The 17,490-nt window shown below is 56.6% G+C and carries 17 protein-coding genes; 7 read left to right on the top strand and 10 right to left on the bottom strand.

All coding sequences use genetic code 11. The features are described 5' to 3' along the window. Position 1: 1 nt before the first annotated feature. From ACFUOZ_RS04670 to ACFUOZ_RS04625, 10 genes are all read right to left on the bottom strand, one after another. Complete coding sequence (locus ACFUOZ_RS04670; RefSeq protein WP_377545238.1) at positions 2-508, bottom strand: hypothetical protein; 507 nt, start codon at positions 506-508, stop codon at positions 2-4. Next, on the bottom strand, positions 508-942 hold the full coding sequence (locus ACFUOZ_RS04665) for a hypothetical protein (protein WP_377545236.1): 435 nt from the start codon (positions 940-942) through the stop codon (positions 508-510). Before ACFUOZ_RS04665 ends, ACFUOZ_RS04670 begins: the two co-directional genes overlap by 1 nt. A 12-nt stretch (positions 943-954) precedes the next feature. Continuing rightward, positions 955-1,344, bottom strand: a complete 390-nt coding sequence (locus ACFUOZ_RS04660) for a hypothetical protein (protein WP_377545234.1) — start codon at positions 1,342-1,344, stop codon at positions 955-957. Further along, positions 1,341-1,667, bottom strand: coding sequence for a hypothetical protein (locus ACFUOZ_RS04655; RefSeq protein WP_377545232.1), 327 nt, complete (start codon positions 1,665-1,667; stop codon positions 1,341-1,343). Before ACFUOZ_RS04655 ends, ACFUOZ_RS04660 begins: the two co-directional genes overlap by 4 nt. A 54-nt stretch (positions 1,668-1,721) precedes the next feature. Further along, complete coding sequence (locus ACFUOZ_RS04650; protein ID WP_377545230.1) at positions 1,722-3,227, bottom strand: hypothetical protein; 1,506 nt, start codon at positions 3,225-3,227, stop codon at positions 1,722-1,724. Beyond that, complete coding sequence (locus ACFUOZ_RS04645) at positions 3,220-4,263, bottom strand: phage portal protein (RefSeq protein WP_377545228.1); 1,044 nt, start codon at positions 4,261-4,263, stop codon at positions 3,220-3,222. Before ACFUOZ_RS04645 ends, ACFUOZ_RS04650 begins: the two co-directional genes overlap by 8 nt. 200 nt (positions 4,264-4,463) lie before the next feature. After that, complete coding sequence (locus tag ACFUOZ_RS04640) at positions 4,464-5,777, bottom strand: hypothetical protein (RefSeq protein ID WP_377545226.1); 1,314 nt, start codon at positions 5,775-5,777, stop codon at positions 4,464-4,466. 1,158 nt (positions 5,778-6,935) lie between these two features. Beyond that, positions 6,936-7,175: a hypothetical protein gene (locus ACFUOZ_RS04635; protein WP_377545224.1), complete on the bottom strand. Its 240-nt coding sequence runs from the start codon at positions 7,173-7,175 to the stop codon at positions 6,936-6,938. Positions 7,176-7,391: 216 nt separating this feature from the next. Continuing rightward, a complete protein-coding gene (locus ACFUOZ_RS04630; RefSeq protein WP_377545222.1) occupies positions 7,392-9,044 on the bottom strand; it encodes a phage/plasmid primase, P4 family in 1,653 nt (550 codons plus the stop codon). A gap of 688 nt (positions 9,045-9,732) precedes the next feature. Further along, positions 9,733-11,235 carry a recombinase family protein gene (locus tag ACFUOZ_RS04625; RefSeq protein WP_377545220.1) on the bottom strand — a complete coding sequence of 501 codons (1,503 nt, stop codon included), beginning with the start codon at positions 11,233-11,235 and terminating at the stop codon, positions 9,733-9,735. 227 nt (positions 11,236-11,462) lie between these two features. Between ACFUOZ_RS04625 and ACFUOZ_RS04620 the strand changes: the two genes are divergently transcribed. The 7 genes from ACFUOZ_RS04620 (at position 11,463) to ACFUOZ_RS04590 (ending at position 17,430) form a co-directional block, all read left to right on the top strand. Further along, entirely contained in the window at positions 11,463-11,858 is a 396-nt protein-coding gene (locus ACFUOZ_RS04620; protein WP_377545549.1) for a TadE/TadG family type IV pilus assembly protein, read from the top strand. After that, entirely contained in the window at positions 11,839-12,372 is a 534-nt protein-coding gene (locus tag ACFUOZ_RS04615; protein WP_377545218.1) for a hypothetical protein, read from the top strand. The genes ACFUOZ_RS04620 and ACFUOZ_RS04615 overlap by 20 nt, the downstream gene beginning before the upstream one ends. Positions 12,373-12,485: 113 nt before the next feature. Then, a complete protein-coding gene (locus tag ACFUOZ_RS04610) occupies positions 12,486-12,896 on the top strand; it encodes a pilus assembly protein TadG-related protein (protein WP_377545547.1) in 411 nt (136 codons plus the stop codon). A gap of 82 nt (positions 12,897-12,978) precedes the next feature. Next, positions 12,979-14,100, top strand: coding sequence for a peptide chain release factor 2 (gene prfB, locus ACFUOZ_RS04605; RefSeq protein WP_377545213.1), 1,122 nt, complete (start codon positions 12,979-12,981; stop codon positions 14,098-14,100). A gap of 186 nt (positions 14,101-14,286) precedes the next feature. Then, positions 14,287-15,051, top strand: coding sequence for a cell division ATP-binding protein FtsE (gene ftsE, locus ACFUOZ_RS04600; protein ID WP_144659817.1), 765 nt, complete (start codon positions 14,287-14,289; stop codon positions 15,049-15,051). Then, a complete protein-coding gene (ftsX, locus tag ACFUOZ_RS04595; RefSeq protein WP_377545211.1) occupies positions 15,048-15,962 on the top strand; it encodes a permease-like cell division protein FtsX in 915 nt (304 codons plus the stop codon). Before ftsE ends, ftsX begins: the two co-directional genes overlap by 4 nt. 52 nt (positions 15,963-16,014) lie before the next feature. After that, positions 16,015-17,430, top strand: a complete 1,416-nt coding sequence (locus ACFUOZ_RS04590) for a peptidoglycan DD-metalloendopeptidase family protein (protein ID WP_377545209.1) — start codon at positions 16,015-16,017, stop codon at positions 17,428-17,430. Positions 17,431-17,490: the final 60 nt, after the last annotated feature.

Here is a 17,490-nt window from a genome sequence, read left to right as displayed (position 1 = left end):
GCTACTTTCCTTCTGCTGCTAGGTGAATCCTGCGCATTGTTGTCTGAATGTTTAGTGATTGAATGCGGCTCACTGCGGCCTTTGCTGCGGGTACAGCGACGTAGCCTGTACGCCTGTTCTGAGACAGGCCAGCACGTGTGCGGCGTGTAACCGTGTGGCGCTTACCCTTTGGGGAGACGCGGTTGTACTTGGTGTAGTTGGTCGGCTTAGAACCGAATTCCGCTGCACCTTGAAGTACGTACTGCGGTATTCGGCGGGAACCGATTTTGCGGCTTGAGCCTCTAGCCACAAGAACCAGATTTGCTCCGGTCTTCACCGATATACCGGACTTGTATACGCGCTCGGCAATAGGGCTAATCGACTTACGTGCATTGATTTCTTCTCGCCAAATGGGAAGGGTTTCGGATCGCTGCACACGACGCAAATCTTTCTTTAGCTCATTTGGAAGCTGACGAAAGATGCGCTCTGCTTTGTTGAAACCCTTCCCATCGACGTAGAACTTTGCCATTAGGCCTCAGGGGTTACCGTTGCAGCGCCGTCGAAGCTGAAAGTCACGGTTGCGTAGAGTGCTGAGCCAGCAGATCCACCGACCTGTGAAGGTGCACCAATGATGATGTCTCCGGTTACCTTAGGAAGGGTTCCGCCCTTGGGGTAGAACTCGATCTTTCCGGCTGCACCGTGGTTGTTGAGGCAGTAGAGCCAGAAGGAACCGGTCTTGAGATCCTGGGAGATTTCAAGCGTTGCACTCCACGTGATGGTCCCAACCTGAGTTTGGTTCACGCCGGATACCGGCTTGTGCTCGATGATGTCGTAGGCCATGTTGAGGACTGCTGAGTTTGTTGCGTCCGAGAACTCAGTGAAGGTTGGTGTGCCTGTGCGGGTGTTGGTGATCTTTACGATGGTGTTCTTGAGCGTAAGAATGTTGTTGACTACAGAAGCCATTGTCTAGCCTTTCTAAGAGCTAAGCGTTTGTGATTTATAAACCTGCTTGCGGATTGCAATTAGGCTGATTTCATAGGCGTCGAATTTCTCCGATTCCGTGTACCGTTTGGCTTCCTGCCAATAGACATCCGGCATGCGTTCCAGTGAGAGCATTACTTTGTCCACGACGGCATCTAGCTCGTCTTCTGCCTGAGCGCTTGAAGCTCGGGAGATGAGGATTTCAACTTTGAGATTGTGGGTAATCTGCGAGTTGTTGTCATTGACTTCAAAGCTGGTGCGATAGACGGAAACGCGAACCTTGCCGTTGTTGATGTTGAGCGGCAGGGTCGCCGGGTAATCCAGAACCGTGAATGCCGAATTGTCAGCTTTGATTTGCTCCGCTACTTCCTTGCGTGGATTCATCGGAGCCTCCGAAGTGCTGATGACTTAGGCCTCAAGAGATCCTGGGCTTTGAGGTCATAGCGAGCTACCGGGATGGAGTAGTCAGGAGCGCCCATGGAGCCGTTGGCATCCGCTCGGGTTCCGGCCCAAAGATGCATGGCCCAATAGACCTCAGCCATGCGGTAGTTGGTGGGGATCTCCGCACCCTCAGAAAGGGCGGGAGCATATGCCACACAGAGAGCGTTGGATGCTTCCATGTACGCGCTGTATTCGGTGTCAGTGACATCCGGCGCGTCCTGCCAGATAGCAGTTACGTAGTCGTAGTCGCTTTCGTTCCAGTACATTGATCCCGTCCTTTCTGAGAGTGAGTGTCATTCGCATTAACCGAGTTAAAAAAATTAGGAGACCTTGATGAGTTCGCGCTTGTCGTGTTCAAGGAATGCGTACGCACCCCATACGCCGTTGACCTCACCGTTGCGAGATACGTCAGCAGCGTTCACGCGGACAGGGCCACCGGGAAGGGTGTACATCTCAGCGGCCTTGGAAGTACCGATGATGATCTTGCCGTTGAGCGAGGTGCGGGAAAGCGGGGCCGGTACAAGGCGGAAGTTTGCAAATGCACCTTCGGAAAGTCCGATGGATGCGCCGATAAGAGCAAGCTTGTTGGTGTCCGTGGTCTTCATGAGTTCAAGCCACAGATCCGCGCCAACGATTGCCCACTCAGGAGTACCGGTCTCAGCAATGAGCTGAGCGCCCTTGAGAAGCTTGTCGTAAGCGGTTCCACCAACACCGGTCACAGCGGTTGCTGTGGTGTCAATGAAGTCAAGAGCCTTCGTATCAAGCTTGCGCTCGAAGTCGTCTGTGCACTCACGGAGGTAAGCGGCAACGTATCCACCGTCGTTGAGGGTGAGTGTTAGGCGGTCAAGGGTGTGACCACCGGCAAGCTGAGCAGCGGTAGCTGTTACCTCAGTGACGGTAGGGGAGTTGGTTCCGATTTCAGCCGGGAATCCTGCGTAGTCGTAAGCGACCTGGGGAAGGACATTGAACTTCCAGCCCTTGATGGTTGTAGCTACGAGCGGCTTCTGACCGAGAAGTACAGAGTACTTGGCAGAGTAGTTGCGGCCTGTCTGGTACAGCTCGCCGACGTAGGCGGGAACTGCGGTCTTGTCGTAGCTGTTCGCCTTGGTGATATCGGTCAGAGCAGCGTGGAGAGCAGCCGGGGCACCGAAGGAGGCACCTTCCGCAAGCATCTCGGAGAACTCTTCAAGAGCGGACTTAGAAGTAGCACCGCTAGCTGAAGCGGCAAGAAATTCTGCTGCGGGAGCAGCGGTGTTTTCAGACATGTTGTCTTCCTTTTCGGGAGTGATAGTTGTTGCTTCCGCCTCTTCGGCTTCTGCGGTTGTTGCCTCGGCGTCAGGGATCTCCTGAGCTTCGGAATCTTCGGTATCGGGTAGCTCTCCGATTTCGGCGGCCATCAGTAGGGCCGATGCCATGGAGGGTGTTGGGGTCAGTGCGGCTCCGGTCATCTCGCCGGAGACAAGGACGCCTGATCGGATGACGGGACGGCGAACCTCAATAGAGATCCCGGACATCTCGCCGGTCAGGGCGGCGTGTAGGGCTTCGTCTCCGCGCTCAAACTCTGAGATGTGGATAGTTGCGTATAGTGCGTCGTCGGCTTCCTCTACAGATACGAAGCGCCCAATAGGGTTTTCCTGCTTGTGGTCTGTGTTGACGATGAGGTGAGAGATATCTGACGGGATCTTGACCGCGCCTTTGCGGGCGGTAAAGCTTCCCTGATTGGTGACTCCGGATTTCTCACCGAATGGGAGAAGTTTGTAGCGGAGTGTTCTGTCAGACTCGGAGGCTTTAAGTAGCTCTCCGTATGCATGAATAGTGTTAGTCATTTGGAGTGCTTTCTACTGCGGTTCCGATGTTTCCCTTGGCATCCGTACTGACTTCAAACTCTGAATAGTCGAAGGTCACTTTGACGCCGGGAGGGGTTACGTCGTCTTGAGATAGGCGGTTAGCAATTGGTTCTGTGAAGAGCATCAAACTCAAGTGGAGAAGCTCCGACTTGGTTTGAAGGCTGTTTGAATACACATCTGAATTGCCGGTCAATCCATCTAGGTAGCTGGATGAAATGTTGAGGTGGTTAGCCAGGTCTGTACGTGCCTGCATGCGTGCGGATGTCAGCATTTGAGAAGCGGAATCAGATCCGCCATAGTCCTTGACCTCTAGGCCGAATGGCTGGAAGACAAGGCCACCGTTCTCCTGTCGGCGTGCATTGCCGTAGTCGGCAAGCATTTCGTCAATCTCTTCCTCAGAGGCAACACTCTTCTCTGTCTCGGCAATAACCGTGATGGGTGAAGGGTTGACTGAGCGGTTGAGTGCTGTGCGTTCCAGAGCTGCGGCGTGGCGTACGGTTCCGCGTGCGGCTGTTAGGAAGCCAGCAGTCTTGAGGCCTGCGATAAAGACGATGGAGTTCTGATCCAGTGGCTTCTGATCAATAAGGACATTGCCCTTGTCGTCAGTGCTCCAGCGGTGAGGCGGTACGCGGACAGCGTCGTTGACGTATCCGGCTTCGTCGCGTGTGACGTAGAGGACGGCGGCGTTGAAGAAGATGAGATCTTCAACAAGCTTGGCAATGCGGAGCTGCGGAGTGACAGACGCCTGTGTGGTGGTGGTGAGCCAAGCGGCATTGTTGGTAGCCGTGAGTGGGAAGCGGGAGCAAACACCGCAATAGATTCCAAGGGCTGCGTTTACGGCAGGAATACTGATGGCCTCGTCAACGGTGACGGGGTAGGCGTTGGAATCAACGTTAGGGAAGAGGACTTTTTGAAGAGTGTTCGGCGACCAAATGGACTGGATTAGTGGCTCACCAGAGTAAGCGCTCTGAGTGGCGAAGTCGTTGAGCTTCGTGCTCTTTGTAAAAATTCCCAAACTGGCTCCAATGAAAAATCAAGACATGACGTACTACAGGTTTTGTTTTGATTTTTCATTGGCACTTAATTACGAACACTGAGGCAGATGGGAAGATTCTAAGGAACCATCTGCCTCAGCGGACTCACGTAATAACGCAGAAGCCGATTGCGTTATATCTATTATACCATGAATTCACTACCATGAGTTGACGCATATGTCTACAAGAGAATTGCCTCACGTCGTTTGCGTGGAGCCTTGTAGGTATTTCCTGCGGCAACGTAGAGCGCATTAGCGCAAGCCACCAACGGGGATACATCTTCCAAACTCGTACGCCTTCCGAATAGTCGGGAGTCATTTACGAAACGGAAGTTTGCACCCTCCACGGCTGCGTCTAGATCCCTGTCCTCCGCGTGCACAATGGCGCGGTCTGCAATTGCTCCGGTTAGCAGGGATACGCCGCCTGAGGAATCCTTCATGGTGATGGGCCTCAGGCCTTGTGAAGGTACTCCGCGCATTCTCTGGACAGTCTGGAACACAGCGTTGTTATGTCCGATGGAGTCGAAGACAACCTCAAGCCCTCGGTGTTCCTTCATCCACTTGGCTAGCTCACCGGGCACCCATGAGAAGCCAGCGCGGTAGTCAACAATCTGGATGTGTGGCAGGCCGGCCTCTGTGTAGTAGGCGAGCGCTATAGCGGCTGACTGTCCATCCGGATGCACGTCATAGGAGAGTGTGAAGTTTCCTCTTGGGATCTCCGGCATCTTGTCTACCTGTGTAGCTAGCCAGTCCTCCGGATCAATGGCGGCAATGTTCGCGGCCTGAGGATCTGCACATAGATACTCACGCTGGAAAGAGATGAGCTTCATGGTCTCGAAGCGCTTGCGGATTGTCTTGATACTGGTGAGTCCAGCGGCAAGGCCAGGATGCACGCGGTACCAAACATCCTCATCTGTGGGGTCATCGTCAGGCCTCATGGAGAAGTCCACGATTCCGATGCCTTCTGTGCCCTTGCGGCCTGTCACTAGGTAGTCCCACAGCAGACCCTCACGGGTTGCCGGGGAGGTTCCGGAGATGATGACCTGCGAATTCTTCACGGTGTCCAGCAAGGGGAGAGCGCCCTCGATGAGCTGGGCGGTGATGGCGGCGTCATACTCTCCGGCTTCGTCTGCCCAAATCACGTTGGCCGATGCACCACGGAAAGCACGCGCCTGAGGCGGTACAACCCACCACACAGAGCCGTTGTCCCACACCAGACGCTCTGTGCCGTTTGCGCGGTAGTAGCGGAATGGGCGTGTGGCCTCATCGGGGTAGGCGTATTCCAGTGCGGAGGCCATGTTGTTGAAGGCCTGCCTAGCGCGTGCGCCGTCCTGTCCGGTCTGGACGACCTTGTAGCCAGGAATGCTGAAGCAGCGACCTAGGAGGACATTGGTGATGGTGGTTGTCTTAGTGGCACGGCGGGGAATCTGGATGACAACTTCGGGGTAAAGGAACTCGCCGTCTTCGTCCTTTGCTTCAAGGACGCGAGCGACCATAATTCCCTGCGGCAGTAGCTCAAGGCCGGTCTCTTTGGAGCCTCTGAGAGCCGCTGTAATGGGCGTGTTCTCAGGAGTGGGGGAGATGTGACGGGGGATGGCTCTAAAGGTCTCAGCGGTCATTCTGAGGCCTCCGGAGAGAAAACTTGAGGGGCTCCCCCGAGACTCTCAAGGCCGTCGCTGGAAAAATTTATTTCGCGTTTGATCGGCGTGACTCTGCGAAATTCTGCACGCTTTGTCCTGAGCTTGTTGCCCAATGATGCGCCGTGCTTGTGGTTGCACGAAGCGTGAGCAGCAACGACCGATGCATCCTGCTCTGACTGTGGGATACCCAGTGCCTCAGCCTGTACGCGGGAGATGGGATGGTCTGCTTCCCACTTCATATCTGCTGTGACCACACGGCCACATCGGAAGCAGGGTGCGGGGAGTGAGGCAGCTACTATCTTGCGTGCTGCACCACTGCGGGTGCTGGTGTACTTACGGTTAGACGGCATGACGAGTCAGCCCTTTCTTGGCTTTCGTCATTACGTCGTGAACCTGTTTCGCCGGTCAGCATCCGGTTGGGCCGCTTGCCCTTCTGTCGTTAGTTACTCAGCGACAGTCTGAAGTGATGCGCTTACTCTGCGGTGTTACCGCGTACCGGGTCCGTGCATGGGTCGGCTACGTCCGTTACCCAATGATTGCCACATACAGGACAGGGCATTGATGGTTGTTCTTCCACGGCTATTCCTAACGTGTTCGTTAAATGACAAAGGCCGGTCTATTCCCGGCTGTCACGCTTACCTATTACCCGGTAGCGGGGGTGTCATTGTTATCAGCATTCCTGAGTATCCACCATTGCCAAGCCTTGATCCCTAGAGCTACAAGGATTAGCAGGGGCACATACTCCGGAGGTGCTGAGGTGATGAGTGTTGTGGGGTCCATTGTCGTGTATTCCGTTCTCCCTGTCCGCCTAATGGTTCAAGCGTCACAAGGTATTCGGAAAGGCATTCAATTCGAACGGACTTCCCTATTTGTCCCCCACTACTATTATACCAGTTATTTGAGAACCATTCTCAGCAAGCTTGGCCTTGGTGCGGAGTGTTCGGAGTTCCTTCATTACCGCCCTGTGGTCCTTGATGATCCAGCCAACGATTCCGATAAGTAGGAGGACGCTAATCATCGGGTGGCATCCTTTTCATCGGCAGGGTTGAGGAACCATGGAAGTCCGGTGATCGGGTCAAGTCCAACGATCAAGACACGTTCCCCGTCCCATTCCTTGGGGTAGGTGAATCCACCGTGTTCTGTCGGGAGTCGGTAGAGGTCTGTTCGGGTCAGGGCTTCCTGATCGTAGAGGGGCTTCGTGGCTTCCGATGTTCCCCAGTAGATGGGTGTTGGTTCCGGTGTAATTGCGTTCATGATGATTCCTTAGGTATGTGGTGACTTGAGTCACTGAAAAGTTGGTCCGTACCTAAGTGCAATAATTTTTTTTCCAGTAGCCGCTATAGCCATATAGGGTACTTACTACGTAAGTATTAATTACTACTACTTACATAAATAATAATTGCACTTAGGCACTTATAGGCTATTTAGCCTCTAGATCTAGGGATTTTTGGTCCGCACTCGGTGAGCACGTCACTGCACCGGAGGAGCAGTTTCAAGCTGCTTCACGATGTCGGCGAAATCCGTGCCACCAGTCGAAGAACCGAGGTGCAGTTTTCTTTCTTCGCGGCGTGCACTTTCACGGACACCCCAGACGCGAGCATGACCATTGGAGCGCTTCCCCCTACGGTCGGCAGGCATGTTGTTATAGGCCTCAATGTCCTTCAGCCAGCGCTTCTGCGTCAGGAGCCTCTCACCGTTCTCGAAGCACCAGCGGGAGAAGATCGCGTAGCCGTCCTTCGGAGTGATCATGTCCTTCATGTAGCAATCCGGATCGATGACGTACTCATCCGTCTCCACCATCTCTGTCAGCCATGTCAGGGCTGCGGATGACTCCACAACGTTCTGAGATCCACGCTTGCGGATGGACTCCGGAACCGGGATGTGACCAACCCTCAGGTACTCGCGTGCGCCGTCCAGGATCCAGAACATGATTCCTGCGCCCTCATCGTTGATCAGGTCGCGGACTAGGTTCTTGTTGCGGTCCATGGAGTCAGGGCTGAATACGTGATCGAATCCAACGATGTTCATTCGGCCAACAATCGCATTGTCTGTCGTGTCGAACTCAGGGATGTGGTTGGCGGCAATGTGGAGGACACACTGTGCTTGCCACTCAACGCCGTCCTGTCCCTTCTTAGAGGTTGTGATCGTGTCACCACCGCCAGCAAGGGCTTTGAGGAATGCATCGTCTGTGCGCTGCTTCTGCGGCTCTGAGAGGTACAGGAAGCGCTTGCCACGGGCCTTGTGCTGTTCGAAGTTGGTAGCGCCCCCGTACTTCTGCACGATGGCAGTTGGCGGAAGTTCACCGGCATACGTTCCGAACACTTCACGGAGGACGTTGATGTATGTTGACTTGCCGGTGTGGCTGAGTCCTACCAGCGTCACGATGTTCTTGGCGTCTCCCTTACCCAACAGCGCGGCCCCGGCTGCAATGCGGAGGTAGTCCTGTACTTCCGTGTCCGGAGTCCAGTCATTGAGAGCCTGCGCCCACTTCATCGGGAGGACATCAGGGGAAGGCCAGGAACCGGACTGAGTGACTCCAAGGTGACGGGATACCGGACGTTTGGGGGAGGCGTCCAGCGGCTGCGCGTCGATGTTCTCAAGGTCGATCACGCGCCCATCGGACATGACGGCCCAACGCTGATCTTGATCGAAGTAGTCAGGTGCTTCTTGGAACTCAAGGCGGATGCGCTTCTTGAGGTTGCTGAGGCCGGAGGCAGAACGGATGTTCTTGGCATAGCGGAAGAGTTCAGCCATTCCCTTACGGGCTGCGGTCTTGTCGTCGTCGCTCATCGTGGAGCCAGCAAGGTAATCTCCGGCATACTCGGCAATGCCTTTCAGGGCATTTGCAAAGCCAGTAGCAAGGTAGTCATCCACAAGGCTTCGGTCATCCTTGGCATGGATTACGCCGTTCCAGACGTACCAATCTCCACCGTTGGCAGAGTAGGGGATAAATGTCAGGTGATCTTCAAAGATCTCAGCCAGCTTGCTAGCTGCGTCCAGATCAGTGAGGGGCAGTGACCCTGCAAGGCGGTAGTAGTCAGCCTTTTCGGTAAGGGTGTGCTTGTTGAGTTCGGCCAGACGCCACTTCTCGATGGTCTGGGCAATGTCGTACTGAGTGTTCAAAGTAAATCCTTCGGGTTGTAGTTGAGGTCATCGGACCCCTTTCATGTCGTTTTGTCTTCTATTTAGCTTGGCCCCAACTAACACATACCCTGCATTTTCTGCTATAATATATGTATTGGGTTACCGTATTTTTTGTCTCTTTGTCGTTACGCTTACATCGGTTTCCTACTTTCAAGTGAATTGGTTTGAGAAGCCCCCGTTGTTGTCACAGGCTCGGGGGTTTTTCTATGTCCTCAGTTGTTGACGCTGATCTGAGGTACAGCTTTCTCTAGTTCTTCAATCTCAGCGTTCAGTCTGGCGATCTTCATCTGCCTTGCTGTCATCTCGGCAACGTGCACGCGGGTGAGCCTATCTAGGCTGCGTTCCGTAGCTGTTCGCGACTGACGTAGTTTTTCTAGTTCCGTTCTTGGGCGTCCTTGCATGGGTCCTACTTTCGTTGTTTGCTTATTATCCAATTATACACCATAAAACGGCATGGGTGTTAATTGAATTCCCAACATACCGTTTATCAAACAATGTCAACCAAGCTTTATATGCATTACCCCTAGGGGTATATCTATATGGTTTTTGATAAACGGCTTTAGTCTAAGACGGTCCCTGATACGGGAGGAAGCCCCCACCAGACGGTGAGGGCTTCCTAGGAATTCCTGAGTTCTTCAGTCTATCAGTTCGAAGGTCTTTTCTCAAATCAGGCTTCCTGCGGAACCAGCGATTCCAGCATTCCAGCGGGTAATGGCTCTGCGTCAGCGTTCAAGTCCACCAGTTGAAGCATGAGATCCGTTGCCTTGAGCTTGATGTACTCAGGCCGGAACTTGCGACCCTGAGGGCACTTCTTTACAACGATCTCCGCAAAGAGGGACTGAATCACGGCACGCTTCTTGTCCATCGGAACCGACTCCCAGCGCTTCCACATGGCCGCTGGGCCTTCGGAAGCCAACTCAGGCAGCAAGCCAGCAAAGGACGTTTCCCGCAAGACCTCCAACAGTCGAGCGTCAATCTCCGCGAGCTTGGCAGTGTGCGCTGCTACCTTCTTGCCGATGAGGGTAGGGGACAGGCTTGCCTCTACAGCCTCATCAAGCCACGCCTCATGAGCCTTGGTAGCTTCCACGCGCTCAAGTCGGAGCTTGGTAGCGGAGCCATGGGTATCAGGGCTGACCACCTTTTCTGCTCCATCATGCATCAGGAGGTACAGGAACTTCTCAACAACCCACTTCTCAAGGGGTGCCGCCACGCGGGAGACATGGCCGGGAGTAGTGCACCGATAAGCCTTGGTAGAGCCAGCGCCGCCACGGTATTGAACATTCATGCCCTTGCCGCAAACCTCACAGGTAGCAATCCCTGTCAGGAGGTGCGGCATGTTCCGGCTTCCCTGTACGCCACGCCTTCCTGTCTTAGCTGCGTTGATGAGGTCTTGAATGGTGTTGAAGGTGTCCTCATCAAGTACAGGCTCCCAGCCGTTGGCTGTCATGTCGTAAGTCTTGCCGTCGTAGACGCGCTTCCCGATAAGCCGGGGTGCTGTGAAAAAGTTTCGCACTGTTCCTGGCTCCCAGTGACGGCCACCAGCGCCCTTGCTCTCCGGAGTCCGAAAGCCTTGGGCGTTCCAGTCCTTGGAGACCTTGAAGAATGTGGTTTCCTCAGCGGCCAGAGCCTTCGCTGACTTACGGATAGCCTCAGCCTCATCCGGGATGAGCTTGCCGGTCTTGCGGTCATTGCCGAACACCGGACGGGCATAGTGCCACTTGTTCGCTTCTGCATCCCTCTTGTACGCGAGCTTCTGACGTTCGGCCTTGAGCTTGACCTCATAGCGGGAGACAAGCGACTTGATGCCAGCTTGAAACTCTCCGGAAGCTGTCTCGGCGCTGATAGGCATGCCTGAGGATTCGTAGCCGGTGAGGCCAGCGAAGAAGAAGCGTGCCAGCGCGTCATGGAAGCCGCGCTCAAGGCGGTCCTGATTCCAGACAATAACAACCTCCGGCTTGTCCTCAAGCATCTGCTCAAAGCCGTCGCGGAACTTGACGTTCTTCGCGCTGACGTCGTTGTCCTGATAGGTCTTACCTTGGGTCCAGCCTTGGCGCTGGATGAACTCTTCGCACGCCTTGATCTGCTGGGCGATTGACAGGCCCTCATCGGCGCTGCCCTTCTTCTTGTCCCTTGAGAGTCGGGCGTATATTGCGGCTACAGGCTTGGTCATAGGTAAAGAGTATCCAAATATCCTCAGTTGGGTCATGATCACATTAATGTCCGCCGCGCTGGTTGCCGGCCTTCTCGCTCTGGCTACGCCCGCATTGAATGAGATGTTCAATCAAGCCATGGCAAAGGTGGGCAAGTAATTCCGGGCCGGCGGACGTCCCGGGAAGTCCTCCACCACCGGGCCAGGAACCGCTCACCGCGAACTGCTCAGCTGCGAACCGCTCAGCCATTAGGCGGGCATCGGTGAACCGGGCCGTCGAGGAACGAGGGTCGGCAGTGGTGGACTTTGTGCTTGTAGGAGCACTGTTGACCGTGTTTTGCATGTCTGTCATTCAGCTCATGCTGATTCTTCATGTCCGCAATACACTCATTGATGCCGCGGCGTCGGGAGCGCGGTATGGTTCACTGGCCGACCGCACGTCCTCGGATGCCGAAGCCCGGACCGCAGAGCTGATCACTTCGGCGTTAAACCCAGGCTTCGCCCAAGACATCACCACCAGCGAAGTGGACATGGACGGCATCCGCACCCTGGAGGTTTCCGTCCGGGCTCCAATGCCGGTTCTTGGGCTGCTGGGACCTGGTGGGTCGATGGAGGTACGCGGACATGCTGCGCTCGCTGGGTGAACCCGCGAGGTCCTTCGGGCGAGCCCTCCGGCACAGGGCGCGCAAGGCACTGTGCGTGGCCGAAGCGACGAGCGATGCCCACCCGGGTTCCCGGAGCCTCGACGGTCAGCGGGGCAGTGCCGTCGTGGAGTTTACGTTCTTGGCCACCCTGTTGTTGGTGCCCCTGATCTACTTCGTAGTGACGATTGGGCAAATTCAAGGGGCATCGTTCGGCGTGGTCGGGGCAGCAGACCAAGCCGCAAAGGTTTTCGTGACTCAGTCGGATCCGGCGGGAGCAAAGCTGGCGGCGGAGCAGTCCGTGGTGGTTGCCTTGGCTGACTACGGACACACACCTGAACAGGCAACCGTCCAGATCACCTGCGATCAGGAAAACTGCCTGGCGTCCGGGGCCAGCGTTACTGTGACGGTGGGGCTGGACGTACCTCTTCCGATGGTTCCCTTCGGAGACACACTGCACCTAAGCGCCAGCAGACTGACTGCCTCGGCGACGCAAATCGTGGGACGTTTTCAGTGAGCAGGGCAGGAATACGCCGTAATGCTGGACTTGCCCATGTATTCAGGTCTTGCAATGCCGAGCGGACTGGCCACCAACTTCGCGAACCATACAGGCCCGGAGATGACGGACAAATCACCGTGCTCATTCTGGGATACGTCATCTTGGCCCTGCTTCTGGCCACAGTGGTGATGGCCGCCTCTGCTATGTATTTGGAGCACAAGAAACTGTTGTCGCTGGCGGACGGCGCTGCGCTCGCGGCTGCGGACTCGTATCTGGTGGACGAGCTGCAAGGCGGGAGCGTGCCTGCCGTGTTGCTGGCCGATGACCGGGTCCTGGCAGCAGCAGGGTCCTATCTGCAAAAGAGCGAAGCTTTTGACCATCATGAGAACTTGGAAGTGACGGAGGGAACCGGGGGCGAACCGGGTGGCACGGCCGTAGTGGTCCTGAAGGCAGTGGCACATCCGCCGGTGATCAGTTTCCTGGTTCCAGACGGGATCGTCATCGAAGCGAAGGCCACTGCGCGCTCGAGGCTGACGCAGTAATAACGGCTAACGCAGTAATGATGGGGCAGGCAGATGTGGATCCGCCAGGGGAGCCCGACCGATAGCGTACGCTGGGATAACCATGGCTGAAATAGATTTTCCCGCAGAAATCCGCGCACTCCGAGCAACCTATGGCTCCATCGAAAACGTCACTGACGTCGATGCCCTCAAAGCTGAAATCGCTGAACTGAGCGAGCAAGCCGGAGCCCCGGACCTTTGGGATGACCCCGCTTCGGCGCAGGTGGTGACATCTCGCCTGTCCCACCGGCAGTCGGAAGTCGAACGCCTGGAGAAGCTTGAGGCCAGGATTGACGATCTCGAGGTCTTGGTGGAACTGGGCCAGGATGAGGGCGACGAAGCATCAATGGCAGAAGCTGCCAAGGAGCTGGAATCCATCCGCAAGGCCCTGGCCGAGCTTGAAGTTGTCACGTTGCTCTCCGGGGAGTACGACGAACGCGAGGCCGTGGTGACCATCCGGGCGGGAGCAGGCGGCGTGGATGCAGCGGACTTTGCCGAAATGCTCATGCGGATGTATCTGCGATGGGCGGAGCGTCATGGCTACCCCACCACGGTGATGGACACCTCCTACGCCGAAGAAGCAGGCCTGAAATCGGCCACATTCGAAGTCAAGGCCCCTTATGCCTTCGGCACGCTGAGCGTGGAAGCGGGTACCCACCGCTTGGTACGCATCAGTCCTTTCGACAACCAAGGCCGCAGGCAGACCTCCTTTGCGGCAGTCGAAGTCATCCCACTGATTGAGCAGACCGACTCCATCGAAATTCCTGACAACGAGATCCGCGTCGATGTGTTCCGCTCCTCTGGTCCGGGCGGGCAGTCGGTCAACACCACCGACTCCGCAGTGCGGTTGACGCACATTCCTACGGGCATCGTGGTCTCCATGCAGAACGAAAAGTCGCAGCTCCAAAACCGCGCCGCCGCGATGAGGGTGCTGCAGTCCCGGTTGTTGCTGCTTAAGAAGGAACAGCAGGACGCCGAGAAAAAGGCGCTTGCAGGAGACGTCAAGGCATCATGGGGCGATCAGATGCGCTCCTACGTCTTGAACCCCTACCAGATGGTCAAGGACCTGCGGACCGAACACGAGGTGGGTAACACCTCGGCTGTTCTCGACGGGGACATCGATGACTTCATCGACGCCGGCATCCGTTGGCGGACCGGCAACCGCAACGCCGCGGCAAGCTCGTAAGCAGACGACTGCCAGCAGCTTGTCAGGCTCGCCTTTATTCGGCGACACGCCCCCGAAAGCAGCAGGATGCTGACATACCCGTGCGTATAGTCGAAAGGCCGGTGCTCTCACTTCCCCCATCGAAAGCCCGCGCTCCGGCTGTTGGACTGGGCGACTCATGTCATGTCCGGCGGGGTACTAAGGGCCATGATCAGATTTGAGAATGTCACCAAGGTCTACGAGCAGAATGCCCGACCGGCGCTCGATTCTGTCAGCCTTGAGATCAACCGCGGCGAATTCACGTTCCTTGTGGGCGCCTCGGGCTCAGGCAAATCCACTTTCCTCCGGTTGATCCTCAAGGAAGACAAAGCCTCCGCAGGGTCCGTCTATGTCGCTGGCCAGAACGTTGCCAACATTTCGAGCTGGCGCGTTCCCAAGTTGCGCCGCGGCATCGGTGTGGTATTCCAGGATTTCCGCCTGCTGCCGCAGAAGAATGTCTTCGCCAACGTTGCTTTCGCCATGCAGGTCATAGGCAAGAGCCGCTCCATCATCCGCGAAACCGTTCCCGAGGTCTTGAAGACAGTTGGCCTCGAAGGCAAGGAACGGCGTATGCCGCACGAACTCTCTGGTGGTGAGCAACAGCGTGTGGCGATCGCCCGCGCCGTCGTAAACCGCCCCGGGATTCTCCTCGCAGACGAGCCGACCGGAAACCTGGACCCCATTACCTCGATGGGAATCATGGGCGTCCTGGACAAGATCAACCAAAACGGCACCACGGTGGTCATGGCCACCCACGACGACGACATCGTGAACGAAATGCGTCGACGCGTGGTGGAACTGAAGAATGGAAAAGTCATTCGCGACGAAGCGAAAGCCCTGTACACGTCGATGATTCCCGTAGTTGGCGAGTCGCGCAGGCTCAAGGATGCCAGTGGCGAGGAACTCGACCGCGCCCAGGGGGCACAGCTGTGAGGCTCCTTTTTATCCTCGGGGAAATCGGCAGCGGTCTGCGCCGGAACCTTTCCATGGTGATTTCCGTGGTCCTGGTGACCTTTGTGTCCCTGACCTTTGTTGGTGCAGCGGGAATGCTGCAGATGCAGATCAACCAGATGAAAGGCTACTGGTACGACAAAGTCCAGGTGGCCGTGTTCCTCTGCAATGACGGCTCGACGGCGGTCGGTTGCGCTTCGGGCCCAGCGACGAAGGAGCAGCAGGACAACATACGGACCATGCTGGAGTCACCGGCGGTGAAGCAGTACATCAATGACTTCCAATTCGAGTCCCAGTCCGAGGCGTACAAGCACTTCAAAGAACAGTTCTCCAATTCTCCGATCGTTGATTCGGTGTCCGAGGACCAGTTGCCGGCCTCGTTCCGCATCAACATGAAGAACCCTGAAAAATACCAGATCATCAGCGAAACGTTCTCCTCCCAGCCCGGGGTAGAGACAGTCAGTGACCAGAGGCAGGTCTTGGAGCGCATCTTCTCCTGGATGAACGGGGCCTCTGTGGCTGCTGTGGGCGTAGCCGCTGTGATGATCTTCTGCGCGGTGCTCCTGATAACCACCACCATCCGGCTGTCTGCCTTCAGCCGACGGCGGGAAACCGGGATCATGCGGCTCGTGGGTGCTTCCAAGACCGTGATCCAACTGCCGTTCATCCTCGAAGGCATCATTGCCGCCGTCGTTGGAGCGGTTCTGGCTTCCGTGACGCTATGGCTTATGGCCCACTTCTGGCTCAATGGGGACCTCTCAAAGCAATTCCTGAACACACCATTTATCTCCTCCACCCAGGTCCTGGTGATTGCGCCCGTCCTGATCGCGCTTGGTGCCGGGCTGGCGGGGATCTCGTCGTTGCTGACTCTCCGGAAGTACCTGAAGGTCTAGCCGTGCCCCCGTTCCCTGGACTTTCCACTGTTGCAATCGAAAAGGATTCCTGATGACCACGTTGGACCGGATTTCCCTGCGGCGGCGCTTGGCGTCGGGCCAGGCGCGGATGATGGGTGCCGTCCTCGCCGTCGGGCTGGCCGTCAGTCTCCTGTCCGGGGCGCCGGTTGCCCATGCGGACAACCTGGAGGACCAGCAAGCAGCACTGGAAGCAGAAGCAGCGCGCGTCCAGGCATCCTTGGAGTTCGTTGACGCAAACATCGCCAAAGCCGCCGGAGACCTTGTGATCTACCAGGGCCGCCTTCCGGGTGCCCAGCAGGCCCTTTTGGAGGCTCAGGGCCGGGTCGCCAGCGCCGTCAAGGAAGTGGAAGCCTTGGCCGCCCGCGTTGAGCTGGCACAGCAGAACAAGGCTAAGATCACCGAACAGCTGGAAAACGACAAGCAGAAAATCAGCGATACCAAGAAACTGATTGGGCAGATCGCTTCCCAGGCCTACAAGTCCGGTGGCGTGCCTACCAACGTTGCCCTCTTGTTCGGCTCCAGTGAGAACGGCAATTTGACCGAGTCCATGGACCTGGCGGACCAGGCCATGCGAAGCCAAAACGCGGCAATGACCAAGCTGACCCAGCAGAATGCGACCAACGTAAACTCGCAGGCGAGGCTCGTGGCAGTCGAGGAAGAAATCCAGGATCTGAAGGCCAAGGCTGACGCCGCGCTTGAAAGGGAGAAATCCGCGAGGGACGAGGCCGCCAGCAAAAAGGCCGAAGTGGACAAGCTGATCGAGGACACAACGCGCCTTAATGGACAGCTGCAGGCAGCCAAGCCCGGGATTGAAGCAAACCTTGCCCGGGTAAAGGCAGAGCAGGACACAGTTGCCGCCGAAATTGTTGAGCGTGACCGGAAGCTGCGCGAAGCATGGGAAGCAGAACAGCGCCGCCTCGCCGCAGAAGCAGAAGCAGCGGCCGCAGCAGCAGCAGCTGCCGCCGGCCGGCCGGCACCTCCCGAGACGCCGTACGTCCCGCCTGCTGCCGGCTCGCCGTCGGCATTTGGCTTGCGTCATCCCTTCGCCAGTTACGTTCCGATCACTTCCGGCTTCGGATGGCGTGCGACGCCGCCAGGAACCATCGATTTCTACGGCACCGGCGGTTACATGCACACCGGCATCGACTTCGGCGCCGCGTGTGGAACGCCTGTCTACGCCGCCGCAGCGGGCGAGGTTTTCAACTCAGGATGGAACTCCGCCGATGGCGGCGGGTGGCGCGTCAAGCTATCCCACGGCGTCGTGCAAGGAAACTCGTTGACCACCATTTATTACCACAACAGCAGCATCGTGGTGGCGAACGGACAGAGGGTGGCACAGGGCCAGCTCATTGCCTATTCCGGGAGCACCGGTAACTCCACGGGTTGCCACGCGCACTTCGAGACGTGGCTCAATGGCACAGCGGTGGATCCCATGACCCTCCTCTAGGGTCCGAAAATGCGCCTCCGCTGGCGTACACTGGTTCAAATCCGCATCTACTAAGGAGTT

This window comes from Paenarthrobacter sp. NPDC057355, assembly GCF_042667405.1.
In the GTDB taxonomy this organism is placed as follows: Bacteria; Actinomycetota; Actinomycetes; order Actinomycetales; family Micrococcaceae; genus Arthrobacter.
This window is presented reverse-complemented; position numbering and strand designations above follow the sequence as displayed.

Coding starts and splice junctions, on each gene's coding strand:
- ACFUOZ_RS04670 (WP_377545238.1), bottom strand. CDS start 508: ATGGCAAAGTTCTACGTCGATGGGAAGGGTTTCAACAAAGCAGAGCGC.
- ACFUOZ_RS04665 (WP_377545236.1), bottom strand. CDS start 942: ATGGCTTCTGTAGTCAACAACATTCTTACGCTCAAGAACACCATCGTA.
- ACFUOZ_RS04660 (WP_377545234.1), bottom strand. CDS start 1,344: ATGAATCCACGCAAGGAAGTAGCGGAGCAAATCAAAGCTGACAATTCG.
- ACFUOZ_RS04655 (WP_377545232.1), bottom strand. CDS start 1,667: ATGTACTGGAACGAAAGCGACTACGACTACGTAACTGCTATCTGGCAG.
- ACFUOZ_RS04650 (WP_377545230.1), bottom strand. CDS start 3,227: ATGACTAACACTATTCATGCATACGGAGAGCTACTTAAAGCCTCCGAG.
- ACFUOZ_RS04640 (WP_377545226.1), bottom strand. CDS start 5,777: ATGGTCGCTCGCGTCCTTGAAGCAAAGGACGAAGACGGCGAGTTCCTT.
- ACFUOZ_RS04635 (WP_377545224.1), bottom strand. CDS start 7,175: ATGAACGCAATTACACCGGAACCAACACCCATCTACTGGGGAACATCG.
- ACFUOZ_RS04625 (WP_377545220.1), bottom strand. CDS start 11,235: ATGACCAAGCCTGTAGCCGCAATATACGCCCGACTCTCAAGGGACAAG.
- ACFUOZ_RS04615 (WP_377545218.1), top strand. CDS start 11,839: ATGCTGCGCTCGCTGGGTGAACCCGCGAGGTCCTTCGGGCGAGCCCTC.
- prfB (WP_377545213.1), top strand. CDS start 12,979: ATGGCTGAAATAGATTTTCCCGCAGAAATCCGCGCACTCCGAGCAACC.
- ftsE (WP_144659817.1), top strand. CDS start 14,287: ATGATCAGATTTGAGAATGTCACCAAGGTCTACGAGCAGAATGCCCGA.
- ACFUOZ_RS04590 (WP_377545209.1), top strand. CDS start 16,015: ATGACCACGTTGGACCGGATTTCCCTGCGGCGGCGCTTGGCGTCGGGC.